We start from the raw sequence: 19,226 nt of genomic DNA, 5'->3' as shown, positions 1-19,226 counted from the left end.
GCATCGGCCCAGGCGCCGCCGGCCCAGACGCCGTCGGGTGCGGCGTCGTCGGGTGCGGTGCCGCCGGCCCAGGTGCCGCCGGCTCAGGCGTCGTCGGGTGCGGTGCCGCCGGCTCAGGCGCTGCCGGCTCAGGCGCCGCCGGGCCGGGGTGCGCCCACGATCCGGACGGGTGACAGTACGGCGGTGTCCCCGCGGCGGCGGTTCCGCGATGCGACGGCCGCGAACCCGCCGACCGCCGCGCACGCGGCGCTGCCCTCGCGGCTCGTCCGGCGCCTTGTCGACGGCCTGCCCTCCGGGCTGATCGTTCTGGACGCCGACGGCGTGGTGGTGCTGGCCAACCCGGCGGCCCACGCCATGGGGGTGATCGTCGACAGCCGGCTGGACCTGGGTGAGCTCAGCGACCTGGCCGCCCGCACCCGCGGCGACGGCGTCGACCGTGACCAGCAGCTCGACCTGCCGCCCCGCCCCGAACCGCCGCTGACCCGGCCCCGTCCCGACCAGGAGGCGTTCGCCGTACGCGCCCGCACCTCGCGGCTGGACGCGGACGGCCATGTCGCGGTGATCCTCGACGATCTCACCGAGGCCCGCCGGGTGGAGGCGGTCCGCCGGGACTTCGTGGCGAACGTCAGCCACGAGCTGAAGACCCCGGTCGGCGCGCTGCACGTGCTGGCCGAAGCCGTCGCCGCGGCCAGTGACGATCCGGCGGCCGTCCGCCGGTTCGCGTCCCGGATGACGCACGAGTCCGCCCGGCTGGCCCGCCTCGTACAGGAGATCATCGATCTGTCCCGGCTGCAGGGCGCGGACCCGCGGCCGGATCCCCAGCCGGTGCAGGTGTCGGTGGTGGTGGCCGAAGCGCTCGACCGCACCCGGCTGGCCGCCGCCGCCCAGGAGATCATCGTTGCGGTGATCGGCGACAGCGACTTCGTGGTCAGCGGGGACGAGGGACAGCTGGTCACCGCGCTGGCGAACCTGCTGAACAACGCGGTCACCTACTCCCCGCCGGGGACCCGTGTCGTCGTCGGTGTCCGGCGCGCCGGTGACACCGTGGAGCTCTCGGTCGCCGACGAGGGCATCGGCATCGCCGAGAAGGACCTGGAGCGGGTGTTCGAGCGCTTCTACCGGGCGGACCCGGCGCGGTCCCGCACGACCGGCGGTACCGGGCTGGGCCTGGCGATCGTGAAGCATGTCGCGACCAACCACGGGGGAAGTGTGAGCGTGTGGAGCTCCGAGGGGGCCGGGTCGACGTTCACGATCAGACTGCCGCTGCTGCTGGCCGATACCGATGACGATGCTGACACCGAGATCGACACCGAGATCGACACCGAGATCGACACCGGCGCCGGCATCGACACCGATGCCGATGCCGGCGCCGAGCACAGGCGCGACAACGGCGACTGACCGACGAATGACGGCCGACGGACCGACACCCGGATGACGGACGGATGACGAAGGAGTGTGACGCGTGACCCGCCTGCTGGTCGTGGAGGACGAGGAGTCGTTCTCGGACGCGTTGTCGTTCATGCTGGAACGGGAGGGTTTCGACGTCGCGGTAGCCGCCGACGGGCCGGCCGCGCTGACCGAGTTCGAGCGGCACGGCGCCGATCTCGTCCTGCTGGACCTGATGCTGCCGGGCCTGTCCGGGACGGAGGTCTGCCGTGCGCTGCGGCAGCGGTCGACCGTCCCGGTGATCATGTTAACCGCCCGCGACAGCGAGATAGACAAGGTCGTCGGCCTGGAGCTCGGCGCGGACGACTACGTCACCAAGCCGTTCTCCGCCCGTGAGCTGGTCGCCCGTATCCGCGCGGTGCTGCGCCGCCGCGGCGAGGTCGACGAACACGTCACGGCGACGCTGGAGGCCGGTCCGGTGCGGATGGACGTCGAACGCCATGTGGTCACGGTCGCCGGCACCTCCGTCCCGCTGCCGCTGAAGGAGTTCGAGCTGCTGGAGATGTTCCTGCGCAACGCCGGCCGGGTCCTCACCCGCGGCCAGCTGATCGACCGGGTCTGGGGCTCGGACTACGTCGGGGACACCAAGACCCTCGACGTCCACGTCAAGCGTCTGCGCACCAAGATCGAGGACGAGCCCGGGAACCCACGCCACCTGGTGACCGTGCGGGGCCTGGGGTACAAGTTCGAGCCCTGACGCCGGCGGCGCCCCCGGTGGCACGGCGTCTCCGGCGGCCCTGTTCTCTCCGGTGGATTCTCTCCGGTGGCGTGATCGTGATCTTTCTGTGACGATTCGGTTCTTTGATCGGCGTTTCGGCCCGACAGTGGCGATCACTTGTGTACGTTGGTCGGGTGAGGGCTCCGCCCGGCCTGGTCGCTGTGCGTACCTGATCACTGTCATGGTGGTTAGCCGTCGCTGTCATGGTGGTCCGCCGGGCGTGTTGTTCGCCGGATACCGGTGGCCTGGTTCGCTGGGCGCTGGTGCCGGCCGGCCGTGGCCGGCTCGATGCACGACCGGGAGTGGATGCGTGAAGTTTGGCCACGCGGCGAGGGGGGCATGCGCTCTTCGTCCGCTGTCCGGTCTGCCAACTGTTTCCGTCCTGCCCGATCTGGCCGGTCTGGCCGATTCGGATGACCTCGCCGGCCCGGCCGGCCCGGCTGGGTTGTCGGTTGCCGTGCGGGTGGGCCTATCGTGTGTCCGATGTCACTGAAGCCCGTGGCCGAGACCGCCGCCGTGGAGATCCCCGCCGCCGCCCGGCCCGGGGCCGGTGACCCGCCCGTGACGCTGCCCGTGCCGGCCCCCCTCGGCGATGGCCAGGAGGTGGGCCAGGAGGCCCTGCCCCACCAGGCCGCCCCGCACGTCGCCGTCCCGCCGGTTTCCGGCCGGATGCGCCTCGGTGTGATCGATATCGGCTCGAACACCGTGCACCTGCTGGTGGTGGACGCCCATGTCGGCGGCCAGCCGCTGCCGGCCGCCAGCATGAAGGTCCCGCTGCGGCTGGTCGAGCTCCTCGACGGTGACGGAGCGCTCTCCGCCGAGGGGGAGCGGATCCTGACCGGCTGCATCATCGACATGAGTGCGCGTGCCGACGAGCTCGGCGTGGACGATCTTGTGGCGTTCGCCACTTCCGCGCTGCGGGACGCTACCAACAGTGAGGACGTCCTGGCTCGTCTGCGGACCGCCAGCGGGGTCGCGCTCGCGGTCCTGCCGGGGCAGGACGAGGCCCGGCTGACCTTTCTGGCGGTGCGGCGCTGGTTCGGCTGGAGCGCCGGCCGGCTGCTCGCGCTCGACATCGGCGGCGGCTCCCTGGAGATCGCGGCCGGGATGCACGAGGACCCCGACGTCGTGTCCTCCCTGCCGTTGGGGGCCAGCCGGCTCACCCGGGACTGGTTCGCCAACGACCCGCCGAAACGCTCCGAGGTGACGGCCCTGCGGCGCTACGTCCGGGCGCACATCGCCCCGGTGGTCTCCCGGCTGTACGTGGTCGGCGAGCCCACGCGGGCGGTGGCGACGTCGAAAACCTTCAGGTCGCTGGCCCGGATCGCCGGCGCGGAGCCCTACAGCCGCGGCCCGTACGTCCGCCGGGTCCTGCGCCGGGACGCGCTGCGCGAGATGTCCGCGCGGCTGTGCCGGCTGTCCGCCGCCGAACGGTGCGACCTGCCCGGGGTGTCGGCCGACCGCGCGGGCCAGCTGGCCGCCGGGTCCGTGGTCGCCGACGAAGCCCTCGACCTGCTGAACCTGGATGAGGTCGAGATCTGCCCGTGGGCGCTGCGGGAGGGCATCATTCTGCGCAGGCTGGACTGGCTGACCTCCGCGTGACCTTCGAACAGCCCTCCAAATGATCTTCATGTGAGCCCCGTCCGGTCCCTGTGCGATCTCTGTGTGGTCTCCATGTAGTCCCTGTGCGACTTCGTTCGGTAACCGGTCTGCTGTCTCGGTGCTCCGAGTCGGGCGCCGATCGCCGCGCACAGGCACTACTGTTGAGGGATGTCCGAGGCGCAGACCCCAGCGCCGCGGCTCGGGGACGCCGAGGTCGCGGACAACCGTGGCCCAGATTTGTGGCGGCCGACAGCGGATTCCGCTGTTCTCTCCCCTGACACCGGCTACCCGGCCCGGCTCGCACCGCGTGGCGGTGGGCGTGCCATCGCACGGGTGCCCTCGGCCAGAGTGGCTCTGTCGACCGCGTCGACGTATCCGGAGTCGACGGCGGCGGCTTTCGAGATGGCTGCCCGGCTTGGCTACGACGGCGTAGAGATCATGGTGTGGACGGATCCGGTGAGCCAGGATCCGGAAGCTCTGCGGCGGCTTGCCGACTATCACGGCATTCCGATCCTGGCGATCCACTCCCCGTGCCTGTTGCTCACCCAGCGTGTCTGGGGGGTCGAGCCGTGGGCGAAGCTGCAACGGGCCCGCGCCGTCGCGGAGACGTTGCGGGCACCGACCGTCGTCGTCCACCCGCCGTTCCGGTGGCAGCGTGACTACGCCCGCGACTTCATCGAGGGCATCGAACGGATGGCGAACGAGACGGACATCCGCTTCGCCGTCGAGAACATGTTCCCGTTGCGGGCCCGGGGGCGGGAGGTGTCCGCGTACGCGCCGAACTGGTCGCCCGTGGACGACGACTACCGGCACGTCACCCTGGACCTGTCACACACCAGCGTGTCCCGTTCCGACGCGCTCGCCATGGCCGACGAGCTGGGCGACCGGCTGGTCCACGTGCACATGGCCGACGGGGTCGGCCTGGCCAAGGACGAGCACCTGGTGCCCGGCCGCGGCAACCAGCCATGCGCCGACCTGCTGGAACGGCTCGCGGCCCGGGGCTTCGACGGGACGGTGGTCGTGGAGATCAACACGCGCCGCGCGGAGTCGAGAGCGCAGCGGGAGGCCGACCTCGCCGAGGCCCTGGCGTTCACCCGCCTCAACCTCGCCGCCGCCCCCGTCACCGCGGCCGGCCGCCTGCCCTGACGTCATGGCCCTGGTCCGGGCATTGTCGCCGGGCCGGCCGGTGATACCGGTGGAGCGGGTGATACCGGTGCGATGCCGGTGGAGGGGCAGTACCGGTGACGTGACGATACCGGCGGGGTATCGAGACGAACAGCGGTAAACAGCCGTATCCGGCCCGCACGACGGTGCCACCATGCGGTAATGAGCGCCAGATCGCTTTTCGACCCGATGGTGGACGCCTATGACGCCGCCCGGCCGTCCTATCCCGATCAGCTGTTCCGGGATCTGGCCTGGCTGGCCGGGCGTGAGCTGGCCGGCGCGGACATCCTCGAGGTCGGCGCCGGGACGGGTATAGCCACCCGGGACCTGCTCGCGCGCGGCGCCCGGGTGATCCCGGTGGACCACAGCCCGGGCATGCTCGGCCGGCTGCGGGAGCGCACCCCCGGGATCGGCGTGGTGCGCGCCGACGGCGAGGCGCTTCCGTTCTCCGACGCCGTGGCGGACCTTGTCTGCTACGCCCAGGCGTGGCACTGGGTGCGGGTGCCGGTGGCCGCGGCCGAGGCGGCCCGGGTGCTGCGCCCCGGCGGCGCGCTCGCGGTCTGGTGGAACGACGTCGACGGCGAGGACCTGCGCTGGTGGGAGCGTCAGCAGCGGCGTCTGGAGGCGATGAGCCCCGGCTACCGGCGCGACTACCGCACCCGCCCCTGGGCGGACGAACTGCGCTGGACGGGCCTGTTCACCGAGGTCGTGACGGTTTCCGGCCACTGGGGCCGGACGCTCCCGCTGGACCGGTACGAGCTGTGGCTGCGCTCGAAGTCGTACGTCCAGGCGATCGGGGACCGGCTGGAGGACTTCCTGGACGCCGAACGGCGCTCCCTGCTGAAGGCCTTCCCCGACGGGATGATCACCGAGCCCTTCCGCACGATCCTGACGGTGGCCCGCCTCCCACTCACCACCCCGTCCTGAGCAGAACCCACCCCACCGCACCCCCTGAAACCCACAAAGACATGCCGATCATCCACCTTTGTCGGGAACGAGTACGTAAGTGGCTGCTACAGCAGCCACTTGTTCCCTCGTTGTCATGATGGGATTCCTTTTTCGTTTTGAGGTGGGGTAACGATGTGGATCTGTTGCTGTCGCGGCACCGTATTCACGTCCTTTGGGGTGGCGCGGTGAGCCTCCCGGGCGGGGGCCGGTATGGGGGAGAGCCGGCGGTGGTGGGAAGGCTGGCGTGGTGGGGCGCTGCGTTGGGGCCGGTGTGCTGGGGGCGGATGTGGCGGGGCTGGCGAAACGGGGCGGATGTGGTGGGGTGTGGTGGGAGCGTGCCGGTGGGTGTCGCTGGGTGTCGGGGGTGGTTGCCGTGGCGTTCGGGGCCCGGGCGGGGGTGTTGCGGGATCCTGCGGGGATGCTGCGGACGGCGCTGTTGATGATGTCGGGTGATCCGCGGGTCCGGCGGCTGGTGTCCACCGCGCCGTTGACCCGGGGCGTGGTGGAACGGTTCGTCGCGGGGGAGGACGTCACGGCGGCGGTCAGGGTGGCCGGGGGGCTGCGTGACGCCGGCCTGCGGGTGTCGCTGGACCTCCTCGGCGAGGACGTCACCGACCACCGGCTGGCCGAGGAGTCGGCCGCCGCCTACGGCGGGCTGCTGCGCGCCCTGGCCGACGCGGGGCTCACGCCCGCGGCTGAGGTCTCGGTCAAGCTTTCCGCGCTGGGGGCGCGGGTCGACGCCGCGCTCGCCCGTGACCTGGCCTTCCGGGTCTGCCAGGCGGCCCGCGACGCCGGGACGTGCGTCACCGTCGACATGGAGGATCACACCACCACCGACGCCACGCTGGCCGTCGTCGCCGACCTGCGCCGGGAGTTCGATGAGACCGGTGCCGTCGTCCAGGCCTACCTGCGGCGTACCGAGGCGGACTGCCGTGACCTCGCGGCCGCGGGCGGCCGGGTGCGGTTGTGCAAGGGCGCCTACGCCGAGCCCGCCTCGGCCGCCTACGTCCGCCGGGCCGAGGTGAACGCCTCCTACGCGCGCTGCCTGGCGATCCTGATGGCGGGTCAGGGGTACCCGATGGTGGCCACCCATGATCCGGTCCTGATCGAGCTGGCCGCCGGGCTCGCCGGCGAGCTGGCCGCGGGCAGGCTGCCCGCGAGCGCGCCGACCGTGGGTGACCGGCCGGCCGAGCGCGTGCCCACAACACCACAAGCCGAAGCGCCGCGGGCCGCGGTGCCGTGGGATGCGGCGTCACGAGGGGCGGCGTCACGAGGGGCTGCGTCACGAGGAGCGGCCCGGCGGCCGTTCGAGTACCAGATGTTGTACGGAGTCCGCCCCGGGGAGCAGCGGCGCCTTGCCGAAGCCGGTGAGATGGTAAGGGTCTATGTTCCATGCGGGCGTGAGTGGTATGGCTATCTGATGCGGCGGCTGGCCGAACGCCCGGCCAACCTGCTGTTCTTCGCACGTGCGTTGCGCTCCACCGCGTGAGCGCGGCGGGCGGGCGGGGGCGGGCGTCGGCGGTGACGGACGGCTCCGATGGCGGACGGCGACGGATGGGGGGGAGTGAGGCGGGAACCGGTGGCAGCCGCGCACCGGCCGGTCACGTCCGGGCCAGCCATGTGCCGGGCCAGTCATGTGTGGGTCGGACTGGGGAGAGCCGGGTTGACAGGAGAGCCAGGTTGACGAAAGTGCTCCGCCTGGGGACGGGTATGGTCCGCCGACAGGAGGGACGTCCATGACGATCGCTATCCTCGGCGCCGGCAGGCTCGGCGAGGCGTTGCTGTCGGGGATGCTGCGCTCCGGGCATGATCCCGCGGATCTGTTCGTGACGGCGCGCCGGCCGGAGCGCGCCAAGGAGCTGTCCGCCCGCCACGGCGTCGAAGCGGTCTCCAACCCGGCCGCGGCCGCCCGGGCGGACGTGCTGATACTCACGGTCAAACCGCAGGACATGACCGCGCTGGTCGGAGAGATCACCGATGTCGTCACGCCGGAGCATCTGGTGATCTCGGTGGCGGCCGGCGTCACCACCGCGTTCCTGGAGTACCGGCTCGCCGCCGGCACGCCGGTGGTGCGGGTGATGACGAACACCCCTGTGCTGGTGGACGAGGCCATGTCGGCGATCTCGGCCGGCGCCCATGCCGGCGAGGAGCACCTGCGCCGTACCGAGAGGCTGCTGGCGCCGGTCGGCAAGGTTGTCCGGGTGCCCGAGGCGCAGCAGGACGCCGTGACGGCCCTCTCCGGCAGCGGCCCGGCCTATTTCTTCTACCTGGTCGAATCGATGATCGACGCGGGCATCCTGCTGGGGATTCCGCGGGGGGTCGCCGCGCAGCTGCTGGTGCAGACCGCGGTGGGGGCGGCTGTGATGCTGCGCGACTCCGGCGAGCATCCGGTACTGCTACGGGAGGCGGTGACCTCCCCCGGCGGTACGACGATCACCGCCATCCGGGAGCTGGAGAAGCACGGCGTCCGAGCGGCCCTGCTGGCCGCGATCGAAGCGGCCCGGGACCGCTCCCGCGAACTGGCCAGTCCCACCTGACCGGACACGAAAGCCCGCCAGGACCAGCCAGGGCGTACGCGAACGGAGCCGTGCCAGCAGGGCTGTGCCAGCAGGGCTATGGCAGCAGGGCTGTGGCAGCGGGGCCGTGACGACGGGGCCGTGACGTGGAAGGCGCGGAGCGCGCGGGGGTGGGAACCAGGCCGTCGCTCCGTCCGCGTACTCGTCCGCCCGTGGGGGAGCGGGTGGCCGTGCCACGTTGTCCGGTGGAGCGGGTAGGCTCGGCCGGTAGTTCGTTCGGCTTTCCTTCCAACAGATCGGTTGGGTTCGTGGGTTCGGTTATCAAGAAGCGTCGCAAGCGCATGGCCAAGAAGAAGCACCGCAAGCTCCTCAAGCGGACCCGCGTTCAACGGCGCAACAAGAAGTAGTTAAACGATTACTTCGAGCTTCTTCTGCTGTCGGCTCGTCGTGGTACGAGCCGGTTCGCCCGGACGCCGGACGGTGGGCGCCGGGCGCGGGAGGCCGGGCGCGTCGGAGCGGGATCGTCGTAGCCGGCTGCCGGCCGTGCGGCGTCCGGTGGATGGCGGCCGGCCGGAGCGATGATCCAGACAGCATCCCGTGTGCGGTAGGCACAACTGGATGCCCGCTCCGGAGGATGCGCCCGTTCCGGATGCCTGTTCGTGGGGCCTCGCCCGGCGCGGCCGGCGGTCCGTGTCGTCGCCACGCGTCGGCACGGGTCTCCGGTCGCGGCCGCGCAGGGAGCCCGGCGATCTCCACTGCTTCCGGCGTCCCGGCCCGGAAGCGCCCGACGCTCTCCCGTCTGTGGACGGGCTGCTCCCGTCGCCCTGTCGCTCCCGTCGCCCCGCTCTCGACGGCTCCGCTCGCCGGTGGCGGCCCTGCTGTCCCCTGGTCGCGCCGCGTCGGCCCCGCCCGTCGGCTCCGCGGTGTCGGTCTTGCCGCGTCGGCCCCGCCGCTCTCGTCCCGTGGGGGAGCCTGCTGGATCGCTGGCCGCATCGGCCGGCATCCGTCGGACGGCCATCGGGGGCTGTCTGGCTGCCGTTACCGGCAGATCTTTCTGTGACATTGCCGCTACCATCCGCTTTCGTGATGACGGTCCCGCTTTTCCGTTGCCACCTTTTGTGCTCGGTTGACTACCTGGTGTTCCGTATTCGATTGCGTGGCTGCTGTTCCCGGTCCGGTGGCGATGCCGGGCCGGGTGATGTCATCGGATGTGGCCTGCGAATCGTTGTCGGACGAGACCGGCGGAATCGTTACCGGATGAGCCTGTGGTGTCGCCTCGAGTTATGCTTCCTCGTCAATAGTCGACGTTGGGTGACGTTGGTTATTGTTGACCAATAGGACGCCACGCCATGTACTCCACGATGTTTCTGGCGTGACAACGCCAGGGCGTAGCATGGGCCCGGGTATCGGGGCAGGGGGCGACGAGAAATGCGACCACGCTGCGTGCTGGTGACCGGTGTTTCCCGGCCGCTCGGCGCACAGGTGGCGAGTGTCTTCGCGGCCGACCCGGAGATCGAGAATGTGATCGGGGTCGATACCGTGCCGCCCCGCGACGATCTCGGCCGCACCCAGTTCGTCCGTGCGGACATCCGTAATCCGCTGATCGCGAAAGTAATCAGTGCCGCCGCTGTCGACACCGTCCTTCATCTGAATGTGATCGCCACTCCGCTCGGTGCCGGCGGCCGGGCCACGATGAAGGAAATCAACGTCATCGGCACCATGCAGCTCCTCGCCGCGTGCCAGAAGGCGCCGAGCGTCACAAAAGTGATCGTCAAGTCCACCACGACGATTTACGGATCATCACCCTCTGATCCGGCGCTGTTCACCGAGGAGATGGAGCCGCGCAGCCTGCCTCGCGGGGGTTACAGCAAGGATGCCCTGGAGGTCGAGGGATACGTCCGGGGTTTCAGCCGCCGGCGGCCCGACGTCACTGTCAGCGTGCTGCGATTCACCAATATCATCGGCCCCGGTATCGACAGTCCGCTGACCCGGTACTTCGAGCTGCCGGTCGTCCCGACGGTACTCGGCTTTGATCCGCGCCTCCAGCTCCTGCACAGCGAGGACGCGCTCGCCGTGCTTATCCAGGCCGCCGTCCAGGACCATCCGGGCACGTTCAACGTCGCCGGGGACGGTGTCCTCCTGCTCTCCCAGGCCGTGCGGCGGGCCGGGCGGGCGCCGCTGCCGGTACCGTCCCCGGCCGTGGTCACGCTGGGGAACCTGATCCGCAGATCCCGCCTGCTGGACTTCTCCGCCGAACAGCTCGGTTTCCTCGCGCATGGGCGCGCGGTCGACACCACCCGGCTGAAACACGTCTTCAACTACATTCCGCGGTTCACGACACAACAGACCTTCGACGACTTCGTACGGGACCGTCCGATGCGTTTCGCGATCGACCATGACGCCGTGGTCCGCCTGGAGCGGGCCCTGCTGGACGTACTCGCGCGCCGCAGGCTGGTCGGGACGTCATGACCAGGCTGGCCGGGGCGTCGCGACCATCGTCACCACCTTTGGGTGGCTTCCACGTTGGGCAGGGAGTAGGGCGTGCGGGAGACGGACCGGCACTGGACAGGAGACGGATGCGGACGGGAGACGGATGAGTTGAACCTGGTCATGACGGTGATCACCACGCGATGTCCCCCGCGCGGCCCGGCCCGGCAGACGTGGGGCGTGGGCTGGCGGGCCGCTGGATAGCGGCGGTCGACCGGCGAGCGGGCCGCCGGGGGCGTGGGCCGGGCGGGTGGTCGTCCACCGGCGCCGGCCGGCCGAGGAGCGCGCGGCCACATCAGCGGCCACGCAGGTGCCGCGCACCCTCAGGCCCCGGAAAAGCCGCGGGCCCGGGGACCCACCCGGGGAATCCGAGGAGCATCCTGTCGGCCCACGCAGGGCCAGCCCACGCAGGGCCAGCCCACGCAGGGCCAGCCCACGCAGGGCCAGCCCACGCAGGGCCAGCCCACGCAGGGCGGCCCCCGCAGAGCCGGCTCGCACAGGGTATCGGCCAGCTCGCGCAGGGTACCAGCTCACACAGAGTATGCGACTCACGCAGAGTATCAGGGCAAGTCCGGCGAAAAGGTGGTCACGGATGTGAGTGAGGCGCGCATCATCCCGCTGGGCAGCAAGGACGCCCGCGTCAGGGCGAGCGGTGGCGCGGTGGAACGCCGTTCCCGGCCGCGGGACCCGGCAGAGGGCGATCACGATGACCCGGTCGCCGTGAGCGGCACCGACGCCGGTGGGCCGGCCGACGGCGGGAGCGCCGCCGGCCCCCAGCGGGCCGAGGGCCCCGGCCCGGACCCGCGCCGGAACGATCCGCCCCCCTCAGCCACGACCGCGCCGACCGCGCCAGCGGGGACGGCGGGGACGGAGACGGACGCGGAGCGTTTCGGCGGCCAGCGCTGGCGTGACACCGGTCCCCCACATGGCCGGGAGCTGGCGCCGCATGGCCGGGAGCCGGCACGTCGCGTCGGCGCCCGGCTGGACAGCGTCGGCGCGGCAGGCCCTGACGGTGCCGGCGCGCGGGGCCCGGCGGTTCCCAGGGAGCCCCAGGCATCCTGGGAACCGCCGGAGCCCGGGGAGTTCTCCACCGCGGAGGCCGGTGACACGTGGGCCTCCGGGGAGCGGGCGGCTGCTTCCGGCCGGACCGCTCCCGCCGACGACGTCGGCGCCGGGCAGGCGTCCGCACTGCCGTCCGAGCCGTTGGCCAACGCGGGCAGCCTGGAACGGGCGCTCGCGGGCTTTCTCGCGTTCCTGCGGCGCCGGATCACCGGCGACTACGTGGTCGACGAGCACGGTTTCGACCCGGACCTGACCGAGAACGTCATCGCGCCGCTGCTGCGTCCGGTCTACCAGAACTATTTCCGGGTCGAGACGCGCGGTCTGGAGAACGTTCCGGACACCGGCGGCGCGCTGATCGTGGCCAACCACTCCGGTACCCTGCCGCTGGACGCGATCATGACCTCGCTGGCGATAATGGACCATCATCCGGCCCACCGGCACCTGCGGATACTCGCCGCGGACCTGGTGTTCTCCATGCCGTTCCTCGCACCGCTGGCGCGCAAGACCGGCAACACCCTCGCCTGCCAGGCGGACGCCGAACGGCTGCTTGCCGCTGGCCACCTGGTGGGGGTCTGGCCGGAAGGTTTCAAGGGGATCGGCAAGCCGTTCAGCGAACGCTACAAGCTGCAGCGCTTCGGCCGTGGAGGTTTTGTCTCGGCCGCCTTGCGCACGGGCGTCCCCATCGTCCCGTGCACGATTGTCGGGGCCGAGGAGATCTACCCGATGATCGGGAACTTCCGGACGTTCGCCCGGCTGCTCGGGCTGCCCTACCTGCCGATCACCCCGACGTTTCCGTGGCTGGGTCTCCTCGGCCTGGTACCGCTGCCGTCGAAATGGTTCATCGAGTTCGGCGAACCGGTGGAGACGGAATCACCGAACCCGGCGGCCGCCGAGGACCCCATGCTGGTGTTCGAGCTCACGGACCGCATCCGGGAGACGATTCAGCATTCCCTCTACGGGCTGCTGATGCAGCGCCGGTCGGTATTCTTCTGACCCGTGACGACCGTGGACGGGCAGCGGGTGGGCTGGTGGCGTGCGAGATCGCGGCGGACCTGGGTGGGCCGCGGCATCGTCGCCGGATATGTACTGTCGGTGACCGCCGTGGTCGCGGTCCTGGTCGTCATAGATGACCTTTTTCTGGCGGTGTGGCTGGCCGTCATCGAGGTGGCCTCGGTCCTGTCGATCGCCTGGGTGGCCCGGCGGCCCGAGCCGCCGCCGGAGCGGGCCCGACGCACCACCCGGCTGGGCACGCCGAACGATCCCGGCATGCCCAGCGGCCGCCGGTAGGCGCCCCGGCCCCGGTCTCGGCTGTCCAGCCGGCCCGGCCCGTCCCGTCGGCCCGCTGTCCAGTCGGGCCCGGCCGTTCGATAGGCGTCCGGTCGGCCGTCCAAGAAGCGTCCAAGAAGCGTCCGAGAAGCGTCCGAGAAGAAGGTGGCAGGGCTGTCCGGAAGGACGAGGGACGGCGGGGCCGTTCGGTGGTCAGCCGGCCACGCCGATATAGCGCCGGCGCAGCGCCATGCCGGCCGCCACCCCGCCGGCGAGCGCGCCCACCCCGGCCGCTGTCGGCACACCGATCCGGGCGGCCTTCCTGGCGGTGCGGAAGTCCTTGATCGGCCAGTCCCGCTCCCGGGCGACGGCCTTGAGGTCGGGGTCAGGATTGATCGCGACGGGGTGGCCGACCAGTGACAGCATGGGCAGGTCGTTGATCGAGTCGGAGAAGGCCCAGCACCGGGAAAGATCCAGCTGCTCGCGCTCGGCGAGCGCGCGTACCGCGGCTGCCTTGGCCGGGCCGTGCAGCGGCTCCCCGACGAGATGGCCCGTGTAACGTCCGTCCACGACCTCGCTGACCGTTCCGAGCGCGCCGGTGAGCCCGAGCCGCCGGGCGATGACCGAGGCGAGTTCCACCGGGGTGGCCGTGACGAGCCACACCCGCTGCCCGGCGTCGAGATGCTGCTCGGCCAGGGCCCGGGTGCCGGAGTAGATCCGTTCCGCCATCCGCTCGTCGTAGATCTCCTCGCCGAAGCGGACGATCTCGGCGACCTCACGGCCGGCGACGAACGCGAGCGCGGCCTCCTTGACGTCGCGCATCCCGTCGGTGTTCTCCTGCCCCAGAACCCGGTAGGTGACGTGCTGCCAGCCGAACCGCAGCAGGTCGCGGGACTGGAAGAAGTCGCGCGCGGCCATCCCGCGCGCGAAGTAGAAGATCGACGCTCCCATCATCATGGTGTTGTCCACGTCGAAGAAGGCCGCCGCGGTCGGGTCCGGCGGCGCCTTGGCCGTCTGGTCGGCGGCCACCTTCAGGGCCGCGGTGGCGGCGGCCTCGGCATCCGCCGCGCGGGCCTTGTCGTCCGCCGACCGTTGCGGGCGTGGTCGAAACCGCATCATGATCTCCTGGGCGTGCGCGGCGCGGGGAAGGAGCGTGCTGTGACGGTGACCCGGGAGCTGTCACGGTGATCCGGGAGCTGTCACGGTGCTGTCACGGTGACCTGGGTGCTGTCACGGTGACCTGGAAGAAGCGTTGACGTGCGAAGCGTACGGTGCGAACGGCCCGTGGCGGTGTACCAGCGCATCCGCGGCCCGCGGGTACCCGGGACGCCCAGCGCCCGCGGCGGCACCGGGAGCCTGTCCGCCGGGTGTACGGCCGGCGCCTGGCAGGCCACCGCCCGCGGCGCTACCCGGGGATGCCCGCGGCGGGCCGCGCCGGCTGCGCCGGGTCGTACCGGCTGTACCGGGTCCACGCCGGCAGTGGCGGACCGGACCCGGACCGGACCCGGACCGGACTGGGGACCGGACCGGGCCGGCCGTGGCGCCGGGAATGGTTTCAGGCCGGGTTCTCCCGGAGCCGCCGGGCCAGGGCGCGCACGGCCCGGTACTGGAGAGCCTTGATCGCGCCCTCGTTCTTGCCCATCGCCAGCGCGGTCTCCCGGACGGAGAGCCCTTCGACGAAGCGCAGCACCACGCACTCCTGCTGGTCGGGGCTGAGCGTGCGGACGGCGTCCATGAGGGCCCGGCCGGTGATGACGTCCAGTACCGACTCCTCCGGCCCGGACACGACATGATCCCGCCCCGCCGAGAGGATGTCGTCGGTGGGGAACTCCAGCTGGGCCTGTCGGGACTTCCTGGAGTCAATGATCAGATTCCGGGCGATGGTGATGAACCAGGCGCCGATGTCAGGCCCCTGCCAGGTGAAGGTCCTGATGCCGCGCAGCGCGCGCAGGAAGGTCTCGCTGACGATGTCCTCGGCCGCTGTCCGGCTGCCTATCCGGTAGTAGACGTAGCGGAAGACCATGTCCATGTAAAGGTCGTAGAGCTCCCCGAACGCCTCGCCGTCGCCCTGCTGGGCGCTGCGCACCAGGTCCGCGAGCTCGGCGTCCGGCCGGTGGGCGTTCGACGGTGACTCGTCGGGGACGGGCATCCCGTGGCCGGCCAGGCCGTCGGGGGAGGTGGACTGGGCCGTCCGCTGGCCGGGCGAGGCCCCTCCCGCCGAGTGGGCCATGGGGGGGCCGACCGGCGTGGCCGCCCGGAGCATGATCGTAATGCGGGCCAGCTCGGCGCGCAGCGCCGGGCAACAGGTGGGATCGGCACGTGGCATCACGACCTGGGCGGAGCCGGCGCACAGCGCCGCGCGGCCGCGGAGATCGAGAGCTGGTTGCGCCCACAGCGGGTTCACGTCGGTGATCGGTCCGCGGCGCCGCGGGAGACGGCACAGACCGGGCCGGGCCTCGGGCCGTCCACCGGGCGGGGGTCCTCGCTTCCACGCCCCCGCGACGTTCGGGAAAGGGCGGAGGGCATGCTGGCTCCAAAGATCGAGGAGGCCCGGCGGGGCGGGGTGTGGCCCGCTCGAGAACCGGGATTCTCCGGTGGGTGTCGGATCAGGTCGGACGAAGCCGACGGCGACGCGACCGCTTCCTGCTCCTTTCGGGTCAGGGGCGTCGAGGTGTGTCAACGGCCATCAGACGGGCCTGGTCGGCAACCCGCGGATCGGAGACCAGGGGACCCCGTGGCGATCCGACGGGCGCCCCTCCCGCGCGGGCGGCGTCATCGAGTCGTCCGGGGAGCTGGATCCGTCGCATCTCCCGGATTCGACAGGAACTCCGCGCGCGTGAAGAGCATGATCGCGCTACCTTTGATCCTCCGGAACCCTTTGGAAAGTTGAGTGTAGCCAACGACCTGCCGGCGGGCATGGGGAGCGAGGTGAAGATGCACGGTCGTCATCATGTGCTGGGACGAAGTGCTTTTCCGGCTTTGTTGCCCGGTGCGGGGGATCTTTTCGGCCCCGGCGCCTTTTGATGATCGAAAATGATGATCGAAGCGGATGGTCGCAGCGATGACGAGGGTTCCCGCGGGTCGAGGCGCCGGCGGTGGCGCTGACAGCGTGCACGGCGGTGCCAGTGTGGACGGCGCCGAGGTACGGGCGGACGTCGACGTCACCGGCGGCGCCGCCGCCATTGGCGGTGCCGCGCGGGCGGCGGATCGACGGATCACCCTGCTGGTCCGGGCCGGCTGTCACCTGTGCGCCGACGCCCGCGCCGCGGTGGCCCGGGTGGCGGCCGACACCGGCACCGGCTGGACCGAGACCGACGTCGACACCTCGGCCGAGCTCGCCGACGCCTACGGCGACCGGGTCCCGGTGATCCTCGTCGACGGGCGGGAGCACGGCTACTGGCGGGTCGAGGAGGCCCGTCTACGGCGCGCGTTGACCGTCGGCCGCTGGGGGCGGTCCAAGAAATGATCACGGGCCGGCCGCGTGGCGTACCCGAGTGCAAGATCATGTCAACTTCGTGAAGTCCTTCACGAGGTCGTAAACTCGCCCCGACAGCCGTCCACCGGCGTCGTTCGACCGCGAGACCGACCGTGGCGCCCGCCGCGGAGCTGGTAGCGGAGCACTGTGGGGCCGCGCGCCCGGCGTCGTCGGCGGCCGGGCGTCTTGAGTGGGGCGGGAGCCGTACATGACTGAGCTTCGGCGGGCGGCCGGCGCTGCCCGTGGACGCTCGTCCGTGCCCGAGGCGACGGTCGCCCGCCTCCCGCTCTACCTGCGGGTCCTCACTTCGCTCGCCGACCGGGCGGTCCGCACGGTCTCGTCCGAGACGCTGGCGAAGGCGGCCGGCATGACCTCGGCGAAGGTCCGCAAGGACCTGTCCTACCTGGGCTCGTACGGGACGCGTGGCGTCGGCTACGACGTCGACTTCCTGCTCGGCCGCATCGCCGCCGAGCTCGGGCTGACCGAGGACCGGACGGTCGTGCTGGTCGGGGTCGGCAACCTCGGCCACGCGCTCGCGGGCTACGCCGGCTTCCGCTCCCGGGGATTCCGGGTGGTCGCCCTGCTCGACGTCGATCCCGACCGGATCGGCGAGTCCGTCGGCGGCGTCGCGGTCAGCCCGCTCGACGAGATGGAAGCACTTGTCGAACGCAACCAGGTGACGATAGGTGTCATCTGCACGCCGGCCGCGGCCGCGCAGGCAGTGTGTGACCGCCTTGTCTCCGCGGGAATCACGAGCATCCTCAATTTCGCGCCGATCGCGTTGTCGGTGCCGGTGGGAGTGGACGTGCGCAAGGTTGATCTCGCTGTGGAACTGCAGATCCTGTCGTTCCACGAGGCTCGCAAGCGTTCGGCGCCGGCCACGGGCGGTGTGGCCGCACCCACGCGTCCACCCGGCCGCCGGGCGGGCCGCCCCGGTGAGCCCGCCGACCCGCGGCTGGCCGTGGTGACCCGTGCGCCCACCGGGCCGCCGGCACCGGGAACGCGGGGCGCCGACGGCCCGCTGGTGGGCACGCCCGGGGGGACGGGCGGGACCGCGAGGGGGGCCACCACCGGGGGTGAGACGTCATGAGCCTGCTGGTCGTCGGTCTCAACCACCGCAGCGCGCCCACGTCCACCCTGGAGAAGGCCGCGGTGCCGGACGACGACGTCCCGAAGGTCCTGTACGACCTGTCGCAGGCCGGATCCGTCGCGGAGAGCGTGGTGCTCTCGACATGTAACCGCACCGAGATCTACGCCGAGGTGGAGACCTTCCACGGCGGCGTCGCCGACGTCTCCGACCAGCTCACCCGGATCACCGGCACCCAGCTGGCGGATCTCGCCCCGCACCTGTACGTCCACCACGAGGCACGGGCCGTCGGCCACCTGTTCTCGGTCGTCTGCGGGCTCGACTCCATGCTGGTGGGGGAGGCGCAGATCCTCGGCCAGGTCCGGTCGGCCCTACGCGTGGCCCAGGCCGAGGCGAGCGTCGGCGCCACCCTCGAGGGCCTGTTCCAGACGGCCCTGCGGGTCGGTAAACGGGCGCACAGCGAAACCGCGATCGGCACCGCCGGGGCGTCGATCGTCTCCGTCGGGGTACGGCTGGTCGCGGCCGAGTGGGGGCCGCCGCCCGCCGACGCGGCCGACCCCTTACCCGGGAGCGCACCCGCCGGCAACACGCCCGCCGACGGCGCGCTGGCCGGCCGACGCGTCCTGCTTGTGGGCGCGGGGGCGGTGGGGGCGCTGGCCGCGGCGGTCGTACGGCGGGCCGGCGCGACCGACCTCGTCGTCGCGAACCGTACCGCGGCGCGGGCCCACCGGATCGCCGACACCTACGGTGCCGAAGTGATTCCGCTCACGCACCTGGCGGGCGAGCTGGGCCGGGCCGACCTGGTGATCTCCTCGACCGGCGCGTCCGGGCTGGTCCTGACCCGGGGCGTGGTGGCCGACGCGCTGGCCCGCCGCGGCGGCCGGCCACTGGTGCTGCTCGACCTCGCGCTCCCGCGGGACGTCGACGTGGCCGTCCGCGAACTGCCCGGCGTCACCCTTATCGATCTCGACACGCTGCGGACGGCCCTTGAGGGCCAGCAGGCGGTCAGCGACGTCGAGTCGGTGCGGACTCTGGTGGCCTCCGAGGTCAGCGCCTATCTCGACCGCCGCCGCGCGCACCGGGTCGCCCCGACGGTGGTGGCGCTGCGGGCCCAGGCCGCCGCCGTCGTCCGGGAGGAGCTCCTGCGGCTGCACACCCGGCTGCCCGACCTCGACGCGCGCGACTGGGCCGTGGTCGAGGGGGCGGTGCGCCGGGTGGCGGACAAGATCCTGCACGCGCCGACGGTGCGGGTCCAGCAGCTCGCCGCCGCCCCCGGCGGTGATTCCTACGCCGAGGCGTTGCGGGAGCTGTTCGATCTGCCGCGGGAGACTCCCGCGGTGGTCTCGTTACCCGATCTGCCGGAGGTGCCCTAGCGGCCGGCCGCGGCCGGCGCGGACGCGTCGTCCGGCGGCCGCAATACGAGGCCCAACGGGTGGCCCGGTGGATGACGCAGCG

General features: G+C 71.8%; 16 protein-coding genes. 14 read left to right on the top strand and 2 right to left on the bottom strand.

Translation table 11 applies throughout. The features are described 5' to 3' along the window. The 11 genes from NBX02_RS20430 to NBX02_RS20380 form a co-directional block, all read left to right on the top strand. Positions 1 to 1,398 (top strand): ATP-binding protein (locus NBX02_RS20430; RefSeq protein WP_445548552.1); only part of this gene is annotated, 1,398 nt, incomplete at its 5' end. Positions 1,399 to 1,462: 64 nt separating this feature from the next. Beyond that, complete coding sequence (locus NBX02_RS20425; protein WP_250281976.1) at positions 1,463 to 2,143, top strand: response regulator; 681 nt, start codon at positions 1,463 to 1,465, stop codon at positions 2,141 to 2,143. 690 nt (positions 2,144 to 2,833) lie between these two features. Beyond that, the gene (locus NBX02_RS20420; protein WP_445548556.1) at positions 2,834 to 3,766 is read left to right on the top strand and encodes a Ppx/GppA phosphatase family protein; all 933 of its coding nucleotides are present in this window, start codon (positions 2,834 to 2,836) and stop codon (positions 3,764 to 3,766) included. Between the two features lie 168 nt (positions 3,767 to 3,934). Beyond that, positions 3,935 to 4,912 carry a sugar phosphate isomerase/epimerase family protein gene (locus tag NBX02_RS20415; RefSeq protein ID WP_250281980.1) on the top strand — a complete coding sequence of 326 codons (978 nt, stop codon included), beginning with the start codon at positions 3,935 to 3,937 and terminating at the stop codon, positions 4,910 to 4,912. Positions 4,913 to 5,092: 180 nt separating this feature from the next. Further along, a complete protein-coding gene (locus tag NBX02_RS20410; RefSeq protein WP_250281982.1) occupies positions 5,093 to 5,857 on the top strand; it encodes a class I SAM-dependent methyltransferase in 765 nt (254 codons plus the stop codon). Between the two features lie 439 nt (positions 5,858 to 6,296). Continuing rightward, positions 6,297 to 7,367 carry a proline dehydrogenase family protein gene (locus NBX02_RS20405; protein WP_445548555.1) on the top strand — a complete coding sequence of 357 codons (1,071 nt, stop codon included), beginning with the start codon at positions 6,297 to 6,299 and terminating at the stop codon, positions 7,365 to 7,367. Positions 7,368 to 7,614: 247 nt separating this feature from the next. Then, positions 7,615 to 8,415 carry a pyrroline-5-carboxylate reductase gene (proC, locus tag NBX02_RS20400; RefSeq protein ID WP_250281987.1) on the top strand — a complete coding sequence of 267 codons (801 nt, stop codon included), beginning with the start codon at positions 7,615 to 7,617 and terminating at the stop codon, positions 8,413 to 8,415. A 287-nt stretch (positions 8,416 to 8,702) separates the two neighbouring features. Further along, a complete protein-coding gene (locus NBX02_RS20395; protein ID WP_003948845.1) occupies positions 8,703 to 8,801 on the top strand; it encodes a 30S ribosomal protein bS22 in 99 nt (32 codons plus the stop codon). Positions 8,802 to 9,822: 1,021 nt separating this feature from the next. Then, positions 9,823 to 10,863, top strand: a complete 1,041-nt coding sequence (locus NBX02_RS20390) for an NAD-dependent epimerase/dehydratase family protein (RefSeq protein WP_250281988.1) — start codon at positions 9,823 to 9,825, stop codon at positions 10,861 to 10,863. Positions 10,864 to 11,817: 954 nt separating this feature from the next. Beyond that, positions 11,818 to 12,936 carry a lysophospholipid acyltransferase family protein gene (locus NBX02_RS20385; protein WP_445548554.1) on the top strand — a complete coding sequence of 373 codons (1,119 nt, stop codon included), beginning with the start codon at positions 11,818 to 11,820 and terminating at the stop codon, positions 12,934 to 12,936. A gap of 3 nt (positions 12,937 to 12,939) precedes the next feature. After that, positions 12,940 to 13,230 (top strand): hypothetical protein, encoded by a 291-nt coding sequence (locus NBX02_RS20380; protein ID WP_250281993.1) that lies wholly within the window; start codon positions 12,940 to 12,942, stop codon positions 13,228 to 13,230. Between the two features lie 192 nt (positions 13,231 to 13,422). On the opposite strand, the gene NBX02_RS20375 is transcribed toward NBX02_RS20380, so the two are convergent. Further along, a complete protein-coding gene (locus NBX02_RS20375; RefSeq protein ID WP_250281994.1) occupies positions 13,423 to 14,325 on the bottom strand; it encodes an HAD family hydrolase in 903 nt (300 codons plus the stop codon). Positions 14,326 to 14,764: 439 nt separating this feature from the next. Further along, positions 14,765 to 15,613, bottom strand: coding sequence for a sigma-70 family RNA polymerase sigma factor (locus NBX02_RS20370; protein WP_250281995.1), 849 nt, complete (start codon positions 15,611 to 15,613; stop codon positions 14,765 to 14,767). A 777-nt stretch (positions 15,614 to 16,390) separates the two neighbouring features. Between NBX02_RS20370 and NBX02_RS20365 the strand changes: the two genes are divergently transcribed. From NBX02_RS20365 to NBX02_RS20355, 3 genes are all read left to right on the top strand, one after another. Then, on the top strand, positions 16,391 to 16,675 hold the full coding sequence (locus NBX02_RS20365; RefSeq protein ID WP_445548553.1) for a glutaredoxin family protein: 285 nt from the start codon (positions 16,391 to 16,393) through the stop codon (positions 16,673 to 16,675). A gap of 217 nt (positions 16,676 to 16,892) precedes the next feature. After that, positions 16,893 to 17,774: a redox-sensing transcriptional repressor Rex gene (locus NBX02_RS20360; RefSeq protein WP_250281998.1), complete on the top strand. Its 882-nt coding sequence runs from the start codon at positions 16,893 to 16,895 to the stop codon at positions 17,772 to 17,774. Beyond that, positions 17,771 to 19,144 carry a glutamyl-tRNA reductase gene (locus NBX02_RS20355; RefSeq protein ID WP_250281999.1) on the top strand — a complete coding sequence of 458 codons (1,374 nt, stop codon included), beginning with the start codon at positions 17,771 to 17,773 and terminating at the stop codon, positions 19,142 to 19,144. The genes NBX02_RS20360 and NBX02_RS20355 overlap by 4 nt, the downstream gene beginning before the upstream one ends. Positions 19,145 to 19,226 lie beyond the last annotated feature (82 nt).

The organism is Protofrankia sp. CiP1_Cm_nod1, assembly GCF_920888515.1.
GTDB lineage: Bacteria > Actinomycetota > Actinomycetes > Frankiales > Frankiaceae > Protofrankia.
This window is presented reverse-complemented; position numbering and strand designations above follow the sequence as displayed.